This window comes from [Lactobacillus] rogosae, assembly GCA_900112995.1.
Lineage (GTDB): Bacteria > Bacillota > Clostridia > Lachnospirales > Lachnospiraceae > Lachnospira > Lachnospira rogosae.
In genome coordinates this window covers 15,495-31,286 of sequence record FONU01000017.1, presented here as the reverse complement: position 1 = coordinate 31,286, position 15,792 = coordinate 15,495, and the positions used below count along the sequence as shown (strand labels likewise).

General features: G+C 35.6%; 12 protein-coding genes. 9 read left to right on the top strand and 3 right to left on the bottom strand.

Annotated elements, in window-relative coordinates:
- Positions 1 to 10 precede the first annotated feature (10 nt).
- The 3 genes from BM157_RS08525 to BM157_RS08515 are packed head-to-tail and all read left to right on the top strand — an operon-like array spanning position 11 to position 3,216.
- On the top strand, positions 11 to 796 hold the full coding sequence (locus BM157_RS08525) for an ABC transporter permease (protein WP_022501693.1): 786 nt from the start codon (positions 11 to 13) through the stop codon (positions 794 to 796).
- Between the two features lie 27 nt (positions 797 to 823).
- Positions 824 to 1,627 carry an ABC transporter permease gene (locus BM157_RS08520; RefSeq protein ID WP_055175303.1) on the top strand — a complete coding sequence of 268 codons (804 nt, stop codon included), beginning with the start codon at positions 824 to 826 and terminating at the stop codon, positions 1,625 to 1,627.
- Positions 1,627 to 3,216: an extracellular solute-binding protein gene (locus tag BM157_RS08515; protein ID WP_090140716.1), complete on the top strand. Its 1,590-nt coding sequence runs from the start codon at positions 1,627 to 1,629 to the stop codon at positions 3,214 to 3,216. Before BM157_RS08520 ends, BM157_RS08515 begins: the two co-directional genes overlap by 1 nt.
- Before the next feature lie 154 nt (positions 3,217 to 3,370).
- On the opposite strand, the gene BM157_RS08510 is transcribed toward BM157_RS08515, so the two are convergent.
- A complete protein-coding gene (locus BM157_RS08510) occupies positions 3,371 to 4,678 on the bottom strand; it encodes an alpha-amylase family glycosyl hydrolase (protein WP_055175296.1) in 1,308 nt (435 codons plus the stop codon).
- 312 nt (positions 4,679 to 4,990) lie between these two features.
- Between BM157_RS08510 and BM157_RS08505 the strand changes: the two genes are divergently transcribed.
- The 3 genes from BM157_RS08505 to BM157_RS08495 all read left to right on the top strand — a co-directional run bounded on the left by BM157_RS08505 (position 4,991) and on the right by BM157_RS08495 (position 10,546).
- On the top strand, positions 4,991 to 8,644 hold the full coding sequence (locus BM157_RS08505) for an HD domain-containing phosphohydrolase (protein WP_090140714.1): 3,654 nt from the start codon (positions 4,991 to 4,993) through the stop codon (positions 8,642 to 8,644).
- Positions 8,631 to 9,872 (top strand): BMP family ABC transporter substrate-binding protein, encoded by a 1,242-nt coding sequence (locus tag BM157_RS08500; protein ID WP_318255877.1) that lies wholly within the window; start codon positions 8,631 to 8,633, stop codon positions 9,870 to 9,872. The genes BM157_RS08505 and BM157_RS08500 overlap by 14 nt, the downstream gene beginning before the upstream one ends.
- A 194-nt stretch (positions 9,873 to 10,066) precedes the next feature.
- Positions 10,067 to 10,546: a hypothetical protein gene (locus tag BM157_RS08495; RefSeq protein WP_055306499.1), complete on the top strand. Its 480-nt coding sequence runs from the start codon at positions 10,067 to 10,069 to the stop codon at positions 10,544 to 10,546.
- Positions 10,547 to 10,595: 49 nt separating this feature from the next.
- Here BM157_RS08495 and BM157_RS08490 read toward each other — a convergent pair whose 3' ends face one another.
- On the bottom strand, positions 10,596 to 11,375 hold the full coding sequence (locus tag BM157_RS08490; RefSeq protein ID WP_090140710.1) for a sulfite exporter TauE/SafE family protein: 780 nt from the start codon (positions 11,373 to 11,375) through the stop codon (positions 10,596 to 10,598).
- Between the two features lie 232 nt (positions 11,376 to 11,607).
- On the bottom strand, positions 11,608 to 12,039 hold the full coding sequence (locus BM157_RS08485; protein WP_090140708.1) for a MarR family winged helix-turn-helix transcriptional regulator: 432 nt from the start codon (positions 12,037 to 12,039) through the stop codon (positions 11,608 to 11,610).
- A gap of 313 nt (positions 12,040 to 12,352) precedes the next feature.
- Here BM157_RS08485 and BM157_RS08480 point away from each other — a divergent pair, with 313 nt between their 5' ends.
- The 3 genes from BM157_RS08480 to BM157_RS08470 all read left to right on the top strand — a co-directional run bounded on the left by BM157_RS08480 (position 12,353) and on the right by BM157_RS08470 (position 15,714).
- Entirely contained in the window at positions 12,353 to 13,333 is a 981-nt protein-coding gene (locus BM157_RS08480; protein ID WP_090140705.1) for a D-isomer specific 2-hydroxyacid dehydrogenase family protein, read from the top strand.
- A 279-nt stretch (positions 13,334 to 13,612) separates the two neighbouring features.
- On the top strand, positions 13,613 to 14,602 hold the full coding sequence (locus tag BM157_RS08475) for a Gfo/Idh/MocA family protein (protein WP_090140703.1): 990 nt from the start codon (positions 13,613 to 13,615) through the stop codon (positions 14,600 to 14,602).
- 176 nt (positions 14,603 to 14,778) lie between these two features.
- Positions 14,779 to 15,714: a DUF4268 domain-containing protein gene (locus tag BM157_RS08470; RefSeq protein WP_055306504.1), complete on the top strand. Its 936-nt coding sequence runs from the start codon at positions 14,779 to 14,781 to the stop codon at positions 15,712 to 15,714.
- The last annotated feature ends 78 nt before the right edge of the window (positions 15,715 to 15,792 follow it).

The window sequence follows — 15,792 nt, the reverse complement described above, 5'->3', positions numbered from 1 at the left end:
ATTAATAAAGATGAATAATGTATTATCGCGTAAGCAGCTTGGAATTCCTTATGGGATATTCCTTTTATTATTTGTTGCAGCCCCTTTGCTTGTATTGATATATTATGCATTTACCAATGGACAGGGACAGTTTACAGTAAGTAATCTCTGTAATTTCTTTACAGATCCTAACACACTTGGAACATTGTGTTACAGTTTTGCACTGGCATTTGTTGTAACTATAGTGTGTCTTTTAATAGCGTATCCAGTTGCATACATACTTGCACAGAGCGAGATTAAAAGAAAAGCAGTTATTCTTATGCTTTTTGTGCTTCCAATGTGGATTAACTTTACACTTAGAATTACAGCACTTAAGGAAGTTCTTTCATTAATAGAAGGTAATCTTGCATTTTATCCATTTATTAATACAGTTATTGGAATGACTTACGATTTTCTTCCATTTATGATACTCCCATTATATACAACATTATCGAAAATGGATAACAGCATTATAGAAGCAGCAAATGATCTGGGGGCTAATAATTTTCAGACATTTATAAGGATTATATTGCCATTATCTGTACCGGGAATTATAAGTGGAATATCAATGGTGTTCCTGCCAGCGATGACTAATTATGTAGTGCTTGATATGCTTTATAACAGTACATATATTATGGGTAGTCTTATAGGAAGCTATTTTAGTGCATACGACTGGAACAATGGTTCAATGATAGCACTTATACTTCTTATAATTATATGTATAATCAGTCTTATATCAGCAGACAGCGATAATGAAGGTTCAGGACGCAGGCTGTAGATATATGTGACGGGAAAGAGGACAGGTATGTTTAAAAAATGTGTTAAATATGCAATTATCGGTCTTGTACTTATATTTATGTATGTTCCGATTCTTATATTAGCAGTATATAGTTTTACAGATTCACCTAATATTGGGGCTATTCATTCATTTTCGTTCCATAATTATGTGACATTATTTACAACACCAGAGCTTATAGATATGATTATAGGTTCAATTGCACTTGCAATTGGAAGTGCGGTGCTTGCTACAATACTTGGAACAACAGGTGCAATTGGAGCATTTTATTCTAAGAAAAATGTTAATGGTACAATGTCAGTTCTTAACCAGATACCAGTTGTTAATGCCGATGTCGTGACAGGTTTTTCATTATGTATTCTTCTGGTTGTTGTATTCGGGGTAAGCAAGAATACTTATATTCCACTTGTAATAGGACATACAGTGCTTAGTGCACCATTTGTATATCTTGCGGTTGTTCCCAAGTTAAAGCAGATGGACCCAAGTCTTTATGAGGCTGCACTTGACCTTGGAGCAACACCGGGATATACGTTAATTCATATTATTATACCTCAGATTGCATCAGGTATTGTTTCAGGATTCGTTATGGCAGTTACTTTATCACTTGATGATTATTTTGTGGCAACTTATACGAAACCGGCAACATTTGATACAATAAGTACATATGTTGTTAATGCAACAAAGGGTTCGCAGACTAATATTAAGACTGCATTATGGGCATTATCGACAATTATATTCCTGATTGTAGTTATAGTTGAAGTTGTTATGAATTTTGCACCTATAAAGAATGAAGCCCAGAAGGAGAAACATTAATGAATAAAAATGTGATTATAGATATTACATCTTATATCAGACATTTGACTAAAAAGGTTATAAAAGTTTCGCTTGCTATGATTTTGGTTGTTGAAATGCTGTCTGGAAGTATAACAGGAGTGTGGAAAGGATTTAATTCTACTAAAGCAGAGGCGGCAGATAACGATACAATTACACTTAGAATATGTAACTGGGAAGAGTATATAGATGAAGGCGGCTGGAACGCTGATGAAACAATAGATCTTGAGAGCACAGATATCAGGGGCGATAATTCTATGGTTGATGATTTTGCTGAATGGTATTATAAGACATATGGCAAGAAGGTTAATGTCGAATATAGCTGTCTTGGAACTAATGAAGAACTTTACAATATGCTTACATTAGGTGATGAGTATGATTTAATATGTCCTTCAGAATATATGTTTATGAAGCTTATGACTGAGGGCTGGCTTGAACCATTTTCTGATGAATTTTACGACACGGGAATCAAAGAGAATTATTATGCAAAAGGGGTTTCACCATTTATAAAGCAGACTTTTGATAATAATACAATCAATGGTGAACCTTGGAGTAAATATGCGGCTGGATATATGTGGGGTGTTACAGGTATTATATATAATCCAGAATATGTTACAAAGGAAGAGGCATCGACATGGAAGATTATTAATAATGATAAGTTCAGACGTAAGATTACTGTTAAGGATAATGTAAGAGATACTATGTTTGCGGCAATTGGTGCAATCAAGTCTGATAAGTTAAGGTCGCAGGATTTTACCAAGCAGGCAGATTATACTGATAAGCTGGCAGAGGTGATGAATGACACATCAAAGGATACAGTTGATGAAGTATTAGAATATCTTCAGCAGGTTAAAGATAATGTATATTCATTTGAAACTGACAGTGGTAAGATTGATGCTATTACAGGTAAGATCAGTGCTGGCTATCAGTGGTCAGGTGATGCTGTATACATAATGCAGCAGGCAGAAGCTAATGATGTCGATCTTAATTTTGCTATTCCAGAAGAATGTACTAATATGTATTTTGATGGCTGGGCAATGTTAAAATCAGGAATTAATGGCAATTCAGAAAAGAAGAAGGTAGCAGAAGCATTTGTTAATTTCGTATCTATGCCAGAAAATGCAGTAAGAAATATGTACTATATTGGCTATACATCAGTTATATCAGGTGGTCAGAGTCCTGTTATATATGATTATTTAAAATGGAATTATGGTCTTGAGTCACTTATGGAAGAGGATGATACAATAAGTGAGGCTGATGCAATAGATTATTCTTTAGGATATTTCTTCTCAGGAGTATCTAATGATTCAAGATATATATTAAGAACATCTAAGGCGCAGACAGAAGGAATGTTGTCAGCACAGTATCCAACGGAAGAAGTAATGCATAGAAGTGCTATTATGCAGTATTTTGATAATGACGAAACAGCGAGAATTAATCAGATGTGGATAAATGTAAGATGTTTTAATATTCATAATGTACCAGTCTGGGTATGGATTGCCGCAGCCGTTGCTATCGTAGGAGTTATAGCACTAAGAATTGCGGATGTCATAAGACATAAGAAAATATAGATGTATAGGATATTTTTAGAGAGAATATTATTATAAAAACAGAGAATAGAAAGTTGTATATTGGAGGAGAAGCTCCGGTTATACTTTCTATTCTCTGTTTTGATTTTATTATTACGCAACATATTAAAAGATATTGTGTGGTGTGACAGGGTAGTTATAATTTTAAGAAAAATGCACTATATCCCGGTAATTCCAATCCATTATTTAACTGTATTTCTCTATCGGTTATAAGGTCATATGCTTTGTCACAGCCCATATTAAATGAGGCAGAATAATTGTAGTCAGCGGCATTTATTGCAACAAGTACACGCTCACCCCGCCACTCTCTTAAGAATACGCATTGTTCATTAGTGAGGACTATAGATGAGAAGTTACCATATTGTAATGCTGGTGATGTCTTTTTAGCATTGGCAAGCTTTGCAATCCAGTCAGATAATTCATTAAAGACAGGCGTGTCAAAGCAGGCTCTTAAGGCAGGGTCACCATCTTCTTTACGCCCAGTTGCACCCCATTCACTTCCATAATATACACAAGGTATTCCTGGCATACCAAAAGCAAGAGCATATATTAAAGGAAGGTGACGGATGTTATTCAGTATGCTTGCAACTCTTGTGACATCGTGATTGTCAACAAAAGATAATAAATGCTTACCTTTGTAAAGTGTCCAGTTCTCAGGTCCGAACTGCCTTAAAAGTGAATGGTTAATTTCAAACATATTCATTGAATTAAAGCTTGAATAAAGACCCTTGTAGCACTCATAATTAGTAACTGAATGAAGCATTTCGTCGTTCATAATCTGGTTATAATCGCCGTGCAGTGTTTCTCCTAACAGGAAAAAGTCTGGTTTTAAGCTGTCACAGAAGCTTCTTAATCTTTTAAGAAAATCGTGATTGAGGCAGTAAGCAACATCAAGTCTTAAGCCGTCAATATCAAATTCCGTAACCCAGCCTTTGATAGCATTAAAAATATGTTGTATAACATCTTCATTATACAGGTTAAGCTTTACAAGGTCATAACAGCCTTCCCAGCCCTCATACCAGAGCCCGTCATTATAATTAGAATTACCATTAAAATCTATTCTTGCAAACCAGTTGATATAAGGGGAACTTTCCCTGTTCTTTAACACATCCTGAAAAGCCCAGAAGCCTCTGCCAACATGATTAAATACGCCGTCAAGAACAACCTTTATTCCTTCATTATGAAGATTATAGCACACGTTGGCAAAATCTTTATTAGTACCAAGCCTTGTGTCTATCTTTGTATAATCTCTTGTATTATATCCGTGAGTGTCAGATTCAAACACAGGAGAAAAATATATAGCATCAGCACCTAATCTTTTAATATGTGGTATCCAGTCATTAACCTTTAAAATGCGGTGGTTAAGCACACCATCATTCTCAAAGGGTGCTCCTGAAAACCCAAGAGGATATATTTGATAAAAAACACTTTCGTAAGCCCACATAGCAGCCTCCATTTATATATTTATATATATATTAATCGGCATTTTCTTCTTTATCAACAACCTTAATAATATTCTTTTTCCACATTATTCTGGATGAAATTATAGCAACTTACAATACAAAAGAATAATCGTTTATACATTGTCAGTTATATATTTTTTTGATATAATAATTATAATTTTATTATGGTAGAGTGTAAAAGTTAAATCATTACTGATATGCTTAGATTATGTATTGAAAATATGCATAGCAGTCAGGATGGATTAAACATAACAGCCAACGGATAATACAGCATACTGAACGGAGAAAAGCCTATGAAGAAAAATAAGTGGTATACAATAAGCGTGTTTATAATAATATGTGTATTGCTGAATCTGGCAGGAAAGTGTATTGCTGGGTATTTCAGGCTTCCATTATGGCTTGATTCACTAGGTACAGTTGCGGCCACTTATGTATGCGGACCGGTATGCGGTGTTATCGTTGGAGTTACTCTCAATATTCTTTATTCTATAATATATTCGTGGACATATGCCTGTTATGCCATAGTAAGTGTTTCTATAGCAGTTGTTGCTGGAATTTGCATAAGTAAGGATTATATGAAAACACTGCTTGGTGCACTGACATCAAGCTTTTATATTGCACTTGTTTCGTGTTCTATTTCCGTGATTTTTAATTATATGTTTTTTAATGGTTATACCAATAATATATGGGGTGATGGAGTTATTGAGTCGCTTTTAGGAATAGGATTTAATGATTTATTAAGTCACGTTGCAGGACAATTTTATATTGATTTTCCTGATAAGATCATAACTGTGCTTGCACTCTATATATTTGTAAGGTATGACAAGGGAAAGAACAGATTTGATAAAAGGATAATGACAGCCTGTATATATATCGGGATAGCTGCTATGGCAGCAGTACAGCTTATAGAAGTTAATACACCTAAGTGCGTGTATGCAGCTTTTGATAACAGTAGGAATAACCAGAATAATATAGAAGAAACACCGGATTATAATACTTATCTGCAGACAGTTTACGGAAGAGAAAACGGAATACCAGGCGGCTGTGCCAATGATATAGCACAGACTAATGATGGAATACTATGGATAGGAACCTATGGTGGTTTATACAGGTATAATGGTACAGAGTTTAAATGGGTGGATGAATATGCCTCTGTTAAGACTGTAAACTGTCTGTATAAAGATGAAGAGGGCAGATTATGGATAGGAACCAATGATGGCGGCGTATCGATAATGATTGATGAAACAATCATAAATGTTGTATCAGAAAAGGAGGGATTATCAGCTGATTCCGTAAAGTGTATAACACAGGGTTCTGATGGTGATTACTATATTGGTACGACAGGTGCTATGTCAATAGTTTCTCTTGCAGATGGATTAACAGTTAAAAGCTATATAGATGATATAAAATATGCTGTAAGTGCAGACTCTGATAAGAATGGTAACATAGCAGTTGTCAGCGATAATGGACAGCTAAGTATTGTAAAAAATGCAGCAGTTATTTCAGAATATAGTGCATCAGATGGTGGAAGATATACAACGTGTTCATTTGATGATGCGGGTATGCTTTATGTGGGAACATCAAAAGGAAATATAGATAAATATGAATATGATTTATATAATAACGCTTATGTACTTAAGGAAAGTGTAAGCTGTAATGAGCTTAATAATATTAAAGAAATATATTTTGTAGATAACACATTAACAGAAAATGGCACACTTTTTGTATGTGCAGATAATGGTACAGGATATTATGACAGTCAGAATCAATTTATAAACATTGATACAGGCAGCTTTAATAATTCAATAGATCATATGACAGCAGATTATCAGGGAAATCTCTGGTTTACATCATCAAGACTTGGGCTGTTAAGATTAAGCAGATCAGCGTTTACACAGCTTAATTATGAACATAGTGATGAAAAGCTGGTTGTAAATACAGTTACAATGTGGAATGGAAATTATTATATAGGTACAGATAGTGGAATTGCCGTTTCATATGCAGCTGCAGGCAGTATTACAGCTGATAGTGATTATATTCAAAAGCTGGACAGCGATTTAAAGGAGCTTGTGAATAAACTTGTAAAAGAGCTTGATAACGTAAGAATAAGGTGCATAACAACGGACAGTAAAAATAATATGTGGATATGCACAACAGGCAAAGGAATATATGAGGTTACATATAGTGGTGAAATTATAAGATATGATGAGAATAACGGACTAAGTGGAAACAGATACAGGACTATAACAGAGTTAAGTGATAATACAATGCTTGCAGCAGGTGATACAGGACTTAGTTATATTGTAGATGAAGCTGTCATTGGCAATATAGGTTATTCTATGAAAAACAGTAAGGTTTTATGTACACTTGAAACAGATATACAAGATTATGGAAGAGTTATACTTGCAGGAACAGATGGCAATGGAATAGAAGTTATTAGTGATGGAAGAGTAATAGATAATTATGATAAGGATGATGGTCTTAGCTCAGCGGTTATATTAAGAATGGTAAAGGATGCTTCTGGCGAGGGTGTATTCATAGTAACAAGTAACAGTCTGTGTTATATGGATAAGACAGGCATTATAAGAATATTGGATAATTTTCCTTACTATAATAATTACAATGTAGTTAATGGGAACAATGATAATCTTTTTGTGCTGGGCTCAGCCGGAATATATGTTGTTGATAAGAGTGCCTTACTTTCTGGAAAAGAACTTGATTATAAGCTGCTTAATGGGGATTGCGGACTTGAAAATGCATTAACACCAAATGCATGGGATTATATTGATGTGAATAATAATTTGTACATGTCAACAGATGATGGTGTAATGATAGTCAATCTCAATGATTATAGTGCCAGAATAAGATCATATCGTATACAGATGAAGTCCGTAAAGGTAGATGGAGAAAGTCTCAGGGTAAAAAGAGGGGAAGAGCTTTATATTGACAGCAAAGCACAGATGATAGAGATGTTCCCAGAGATTATAAACTATTCTGTTAATACACCTTATGTAAGCATATATCTGGAAGGGTATGATGCCGAACCGAGGATAATATTGCAAAGTGATCTAACTAATATAATATATATGAACATACCTGTAGGCACATATACATTTCATTTGTCAGTTCTTGATGAAAATGGCAGGGTGCCAATATCTGAAAACACATATACAATTATTAAGGAAGCAAAGATATATGACTATTGGTGGTTTAAGGTGTATATGGTCGGAATATTTGCACTTACAGTTGCATATCTTACGTGGATAATATTCCATACACAGATTAAAAGAACCCTTGATTTTCAGAAGAAAGAGCTCGAATTCGTAAAGAAACAGCTTGAGATGGGAAATGAAACAGTTCTTACTATTGCAAGGACTGTTGATGCAAAGGATGTTAATACAAGCCAACATTCACTAAGAGTATCTGAGTATTCAGTTATGATAGCAAAGGAGCTTGGATATAGTGATGAAGAATGTGAAAACCTTAGAAAAGCGGCATTGCTTCACGATATAGGAAAGATAGGTATTCCAGACAGAATACTTAACAAACCGGAAAGACTTACAGATGAAGAGTATGCCATTATGAAATCACATGTTGAAAAAGGAGCAGAAATACTTAAAAGCTTTACTCTTGTAAATCACGTTGAGGAAGGAGCACTTTATCATCATGAGAGATATGATGGAAAAGGATATATGCATGGTCTTAAGGGTGAAGAGATACCTCTTAATGCAAGGATTATCGGAATAGCGGATGCATTTGATGCTATGACGGCTAACAGGGTGTATAGAAAGAAGCTTGATAAGGACTATGTTTTAGGGGAAATACGAAGAGGCAGCGGCACACAGTTTGACCCGGAGCTTGTGGATATTATGCTTAGACTTATTGATAGTGGCAGGATAGACATTGATAATCTGTATAAGGATGGTGAAGCAGATGAAGATAAGTAATATTAAGAAAATATCCGGCAGGGTATTGTCTTATATAGTAAGCAGGGAGAGTATCATAACTCTTATAACATGTGTTGCAGTAAGCATCATCATAGGTGCCTGTATGGTTTATTCAAGAAAAGATGAAGATAAGAGCATCAAGGTAGGGATAATATATGTAGGTGATGCAAGTACTGCATATACAGACAATTTCATAGAGGCACTTGCTGACATTAAGGAAGAGTATGGCGATAAGGTAGAAGTTATGCATATGTATAATGTTGCCGAGGGAACAGAAAGAGAATATCTTGAAAGACTTGTAAATGCAGGCTGTAATCTGATATTTTCTACAAGCTATAACTATGGTGAAACAACTAAGGAGCTGGCTGGCAGGTATCCAGATGTGCAGTTTTGCATGGCAACCTGCTCTAATGCTAATGAGGAGCCATACAATGCTAATTATCATACATTTATGGGTGCCATATATGAAGGAAGATATGCAGCAGGAGTCGCGGCAGGCATAAAACTGAAGGAGCTTATATCAGAAGGGATAATAACAGAAAATGAGGCTAAGATAGGATATGTTGCAGCGTATCCTAATGCGGAGGTTATATCAGGGTATACAGCCTTTTTGCTTGGAGCAAGATCAGTTGTGGGGAATACTACCATGACGGTAAAGTACACATATAAGTGGAATGATTATCGTACTGAAAAGAAGTATGCAAGAGAACTCATAAATGAGAAGTGTGTTATTATATCACAGCATTCAGATACAGCAGGACCAGCGACTGCCTGTGAGGAAACATCCTCAGATGTACCTGTTTTTAATGTGAGCTATAACCAGAGTATGTTTGATGTAGCACCAACTACATATCTTACGGGGTGTAAGATTAACTGGAAGCCATATATGAAGGCTGCCGTTGATGCAGTTCTTAATGGAAAGGTGGTAGAAAAGAACATCAGAGGTAATATACATGGTAATGATGTGGGAGCCGGCTTTGATGAAGGCTGGGTTTCAATGCTTGAGTTTAATGATATTGTTGTGGCAGATGGCACTAAGGAAATGGTAGCAGATGTTATCGAGCAGTTTAAGAAGGATAGGCTTACTGTGTTTAAAGGTGACTACATAGGCGTAAATACTGACAATCCAAATGATATCATAGACCTTAGTGAAGGCTTTGTGGAAAATAAAGACAGCTCAGCACCATCGTTTAACTATATATTAAAGGACATTATTACGATAGAGTAAAAATACATTATTACGCATTATTACAATAGTACATTATTACGACATTATTACAATAGAGTAAAAACACTTGACTGTACAGCTTTTTATATGATAGAATATGCAGGCTTTAAATGGTTTTATTGGAAACGAAACATCCTCCTGGATGATAACGAACAACACATTGAGTTAAGTTATCATTAAGGAGGATTTTTTTTATGCCAAAAAACAAATTTCAGGACGTAGTATTCACAATTATTATGGCAGCTATTATGGTGTACGGGATGGTTGTTTATAATATAGCTCTTAACACAGGAACAGTTGATGGAACAACTTTTATTGCAGCATTACACGAGTTACCAATAATGGTGCCAGTTGCTTTCATTCTTGAGTTCTTTATAGTTGGAAGGCTGGCAAGGCTGCTGGCATTTACTGTTATGAAGCCAACAGACAGACCACAGTTTATCACATATGCAATATCTATATGCATATGCTGTATTATGTGTCCTGTTATGAGTCTTGTTGCAACAATACTTTTTAAGGAACCATCTTTTGGTATGTGGGTTAAGACATGGGCTATGAATTTCCCTATGGCAATACTTTATCAGATGTTTTACTGTGGACCATTTGTACGTCTTATCTTCAGAGCAATATTTGAAAGAAAAGACAGCAGGCAGAAAGAAGCCATAGAAGCATAATTCCTGCTGCGTTAGTACAGCATTTATTGAGATATTTAGTCTGGTGATATTATCCAAGGTATGAGAAAAGCATAACTACTATGCCTAGTATAACAAGTATGACTCCTGTTGCACGGTTAAGTGTTTCAGGAGTAGCTTTGTTTGCAAAGATAGCTGCTATTCTTGCCCATATAAGTGTAAATACGATACATAATAGCCACACAGTTATATCAGGTATTCCACCAATCGCAAAGTGTGATACAGCGCCGGTGAGTGCTGTAAAAGCCATAATAAATACACTAGTTCCGACAGCAGTTTTAAGTTCATATCCAAGTACGGAGGTAAGGATAAGCAGCATCATCATACCGCCGCCGGCACCGATGAAGCCACATATAAAGCCAATTAATATGCCGCACACAACTGACTGAATGGCACGTTTCTTAGCAGATACACCCTCCATGGCTTCCTTTGTAGTCATAACAGGTCTTATGATGAATTTGATTCCAAGAAGGAAAGTCATAAATACAGAGAAGTTTCCCATTGTAGCTGATGGAACAAGGCTTGATACATAACTTCCTACAACAGTGAATATAAGAACACTGACCATCATAATAAGTCCATTTTTAATATCTAGATTCTTGTTTTTTCCATATGTATATGCTGATATGGCACTGGCAAGCACATCAGAAGAGAGTGCGATGCCGACAGCCATATATGGGTCCATTCCTAAAAATGTGATAAGCATAGGGCTGATTACGGCAGCGGCACTCATGCCGGCAAATCCAGTTCCAAGACCGGCACCCATACCTGCAAAAAAAGTTACAATAATAGTTAAAAATAATGATGACATAATTTATATACCTCCTTGTTTTGCGAAGCAAAATGCGACTGCCCATGCAGGAGCAGAGGTATTTACCTCCTTGTTTTGCGAAGCAAAATGCGACTGCCCATGCAGGGGCAGAGGTATTTACCTCCTTGTTTTGCAAAGCAAAATGCGACTGCTCATGCAGGAGCAGAGGTATTTACCTCTTTTCTGTGCACAATTCTAATAAAAATAGTTTGGTGTCAGGTGCACACCGACCCTAGTTGTCTTCAAGTATCTTATCAAGATTATCTTCTATCTGTTTCATACCCGTAAAAAAAGCCTCTTTAGTGGCAGTGTCCATATTATCAAAAAGATGTTCAAGAAAATCTTTCTGTAAAGCCTGACCTTCTTTAATTATTTTCTCTGCCGCAGATGTGCATATAAGCTGTGTTTTTCTTCGGTCACCTTTGATTTCTTTTCGTATGATATAACCATCGCACACAAGTCTGTCAATATTGACAGAAACAAGATTGGCTTTGATTTTTCTTATCTCCACAATATCTCTTGCAGTGGTATATTCTGGATTATTTGCAAGAAACATAAGAATATCGAAAGCTGTCTGTGGAAGATTAAACTTATGTAAAAGCGGCTTGCATACAAAGTTATATGCAAGATTGATTTTTTGTGCGAATTCAATTCCTGAGTTCATAAGAGAATCAGCCTCCTTGTAGTGAAATATAAATTACAAAAATGAATAATTCAAATTTGAAGTATTATAACACGTTTATATTGATAAGTAAAGAGCGTAAATGCAGTTTTAGATTTGTACAGTTTTGCTTTATTTATTAGCTTTTTTATGTTTTTTATCTTCAATATAGTGCATTTCGTAATGACGGGTGCTATACTTACTTACAACAAAAATATGCGCACACCTGACACAGATTCGATATGCGTAAAAACACGCAGAAATGGAGATTAGTGTGAAAAATAGGATTTTTCACACGCAAGAATGGGAGATTATTATGAAAATATTTTTTTATGCCCTTAGGGAATATGATGAGAAGAAATATGTTGAGAAATTCGCAGAGCAGTATTCATTTGAGTATGGTTTTACATCAGATTATCCTTCAATGGATAATGTAGAACTGGCTGAAGGCTATGATGCAATATCAATAATAACCAATCCCATGTACCCGGAAATACTTAATGCATTTCATAAGAAGGGAGTTAAGTACATATCAACAAGAAGCATAGGTTATGAGCATATTGATATTAAGTATGCACATTCAATAGGTATGAGAGCAGCCCACGTAGTGTATTCACCAAATAGTGTTGCGAATTATGCGATTATGCTTATGCTTATGGCCTGTCGCAATATGCCTTGGATAATGAAAAAAGCGGATTGTCAGGACTACTCATTAAAGGGAAAAGTCGGAAAAGAATTATCAACATCAACAGTTGGAATAATAGGAACGGGTAATATAGGTAAGACGGTGGTTAAGCATTTATCTGGCTTTGGATGCCGTATATTAGCATATTCATGTTATGAGGATGAAGAAGTGAAAAAGTATGCAGAGTATGTAAGCTTTGATGAACTTCTTACGAATTCAGATATTATAACATTACACGTTCCTGGAAATGCTGAAAATACACATCTTATTGATGAGGCAGCATTTAAGAAAATGAAGGATGGAGTAATAATAGTCAATACAGCCAGAGGCCTTATAGTGGATACACAGGCACTTATAGCTGCATTAAAGAGTGGAAAGGTAGGATTTGCCGCACTTGATACTTTTGAGGGAGAGGCAGGCTTATACTATCTTAATAAGGAAACTGAAAAGCTTGATAATGACAATATGGCAGTTTTAAAGAGCTTTCCTAATGTAATACTCTCACCTCATATGGCATTCTATACAGAGCAGGCGGTGTCCGATATGGTTGAGAATTCAATAAAGGGAATACTAGGTTTGGAAAATGGTGACAATAGTCTGGAGGTTATGTAGTTTTAACAGCCGGATGTGATAAGGGTAAAAATGAATTCCTGAAATTTTGTTTTTGGCATAGTAAGCCCTCCTTATAAAAATAATAAAAAGTTTCATATAAACACAAAAATGTCGCCTATCCGTCTGACAATGGATAAGCGACATTTTATGTCATATTTATTTTATCAAGTATTGGGAATTTGACTTGCTATTTTGTGTTGGTGTATGTAGTAAAATAGTATATAATTATTAACAAGATATGAATGTGAAATGCAATTATGTTATTAGGAGGAAAATGATATGAAGTGGGGAATTCTGGCTACAGGTAATATTGCAAAAAAATTTGCATCAACTATAAATCAGATGAGTAAGGAAAATGAACAGCTTGCAGCAGTAGGCTCACGGCACATGGATAGTGCAAAAGCTTTTGCCAGGGAGTATGATATTCCACGATATTATGATTCTTATGAAGCATTGGTAAATGATCCTGATGTTGAGGCTGTTTATGTAGCAACACCGAATAGTCTGCATTATGAGAATTGCAGACTTTGTCTTGAGCATGGTAAGCATGTACTTTGTGAAAAGCCATTTACAATAAATGAGAAACAGGCACAGGAGCTGTACAGGCTGGCAAAGGATAAGCATCTTTTTATTATGGAGGGATTATGGATATGGTTTCTGCCATTGTATAATCGTCTGCGTAATATCCTGCTTCAGGGAACAATAGGAGAAATTAAACATATTTCCTGTCAGTATGGATTTGTTGCAACGGGTGCCAGAAAAGAGCGTAAATTTAACTCTGCACTTGGTGGAGGTGCTCTGTTGGATATAGGAATTTACAATCTGGGATTTTTGCGTATTGTTACAGGGTGTGATCCGCAGAATGTAGAAACCACAAAAGTACATATTAATGAGAATGGAACAGATGATTACAGTTGTCTCAAACTGACATATAATGATGGATGTATTGCAGAATCAGTCCAGACAATAGGAGAGGAATTAAAACGTAATGCCAGAATTGAGGGAACAAAGGGAAGTATATTTTTGCCGGATTTTCAACACGCAAAGACCTTGATACTTGAGGTGGATGGTAAAGAACCTGAAACAATCGAGTACCCGGTTGATATAAATGGATTTGAATATGAGATTCGTGAAGCAGGCAGATGCATAGCATCAGGAAATAGTGCCAGTGCTATTTATACACCGGAAGATAGTATTGCACTTACAAGGCTGATGTATGATATCCGTATGAGCTGGAATATGATATTTGATGGTGAGATACAGGCATAAAAACCGACTAAATAGCTTATTTTAAATAAATTGGCATTGCATAATAATAAAGAATATACTTTATAAAGTTGTGTAATGCGAATTAGCGAAACAAATTAAATTTAATAAGCATTTTAAAGAATGGGGGAAGCATTGCTATTCATTAATATATAATGAATAAGCGGGGCATAAAAACCATGGCAATTGCTAAAATGGGAAAACTTGTTGAAGTTGATATAAGAAAGCTCTGGGAGCATGAGCAGTATGATTTTTCTAAATGGCTTTCAGATAAAGAAAATCTGGAACTACTTAATGATGCCATTGGGCTTTCATTAACAGAGGTTGAGACAGAAGTATATGTCGGTGCTTACAGATGTGACTTGGTGGGAAAAGATGAGGTTACTGGTGAAAAGGTTATTATTGAAAACCAGCTGGAAGCTTCAAACCATGACCATTTGGGGAAAATTATTACATATGCGTCAGGACTTGATGCCAATGTAATTGTATGGATTGTAAAGGAAGCGAGAGAAGAACACAGAAGTGCTGTAGAATGGCTTAATAATAATACATCTACAAATATTAACTTCTTTCTTATTGAGGTTCATGCATACAAAATTGGCGATTCTAATCCGGCTCCTATGTTTGAGGTAGTCGAAAAGCCTAACGGCTTTATTAAAAATGCCAAAAATCAGTCGGGTTCTTCGGATCTTAATAAATCGCAGTCTGAAAGACTTGAATTCTGGACGCAGTTTAATGATGTTATAGTGGAGCGGGGAAAGCCATTTAAGATTAGAAAGGCTTCTACGGATCACTGGTATGATATTGCCATTGGAACTAGTGTTGGACATGTTGCTCTTAATCTGGTAAATAAAGAAGGCTGTGTTGTTGTTGAATTGTACATAAATGATGATAAGGAATTATATGATTCTCTGGAATCGCAAAAGGAAGAAATAGAAGCAAAGCTTAATCTTCCATTGGAGTGGCGCAGACTGGATGATAAGAAGGCTTCAAGAATAATGCATAAGATTTATGGACTTAATTTTGATGATCATTCAAATTATGGTGAATTAATGAATGAGATGATAGACAAGGCGGTTAAGTTTATAAGTGTATTTAAAAAATATATGAAATAAAAAATAAAATGAGTGTCAGCCGTTTGGATTTGAAAAGGATCAAATGGCTGATTTTTTATGTCAGGAGGTTTCTATTTG

Bases quoted from the DNA above. Each gene is read 5' to 3' on its own strand.
- BM157_RS08470 (WP_055306504.1), top strand. From the start codon at position 14,779: ATGGCAATTGCTAAAATGGGAAAACTTGTTGAAGTTGATATAAGAAAG.
- BM157_RS08495 (WP_055306499.1), top strand. From the start codon at position 10,067: ATGCCAAAAAACAAATTTCAGGACGTAGTATTCACAATTATTATGGCA.
- BM157_RS08485 (WP_090140708.1), bottom strand. From the start codon at position 12,039: ATGAACTCAGGAATTGAATTCGCACAAAAAATCAATCTTGCATATAAC.
- BM157_RS08520 (WP_055175303.1), top strand. From the start codon at position 824: ATGTTTAAAAAATGTGTTAAATATGCAATTATCGGTCTTGTACTTATA.
- BM157_RS08510 (WP_055175296.1), bottom strand. From the start codon at position 4,678: ATGTGGGCTTACGAAAGTGTTTTTTATCAAATATATCCTCTTGGGTTT.
- BM157_RS08475 (WP_090140703.1), top strand. From the start codon at position 13,613: ATGAAGTGGGGAATTCTGGCTACAGGTAATATTGCAAAAAAATTTGCA.
- BM157_RS08515 (WP_090140716.1), top strand. From the start codon at position 1,627: ATGAATAAAAATGTGATTATAGATATTACATCTTATATCAGACATTTG.
- BM157_RS08480 (WP_090140705.1), top strand. From the start codon at position 12,353: ATGAAAATATTTTTTTATGCCCTTAGGGAATATGATGAGAAGAAATAT.
- BM157_RS08525 (WP_022501693.1), top strand. From the start codon at position 11: ATGAATAATGTATTATCGCGTAAGCAGCTTGGAATTCCTTATGGGATA.
- BM157_RS08500 (WP_318255877.1), top strand. From the start codon at position 8,631: ATGAAGATAAGTAATATTAAGAAAATATCCGGCAGGGTATTGTCTTAT.
- BM157_RS08490 (WP_090140710.1), bottom strand. From the start codon at position 11,375: ATGTCATCATTATTTTTAACTATTATTGTAACTTTTTTTGCAGGTATG.
- BM157_RS08505 (WP_090140714.1), top strand. From the start codon at position 4,991: ATGAAGAAAAATAAGTGGTATACAATAAGCGTGTTTATAATAATATGT.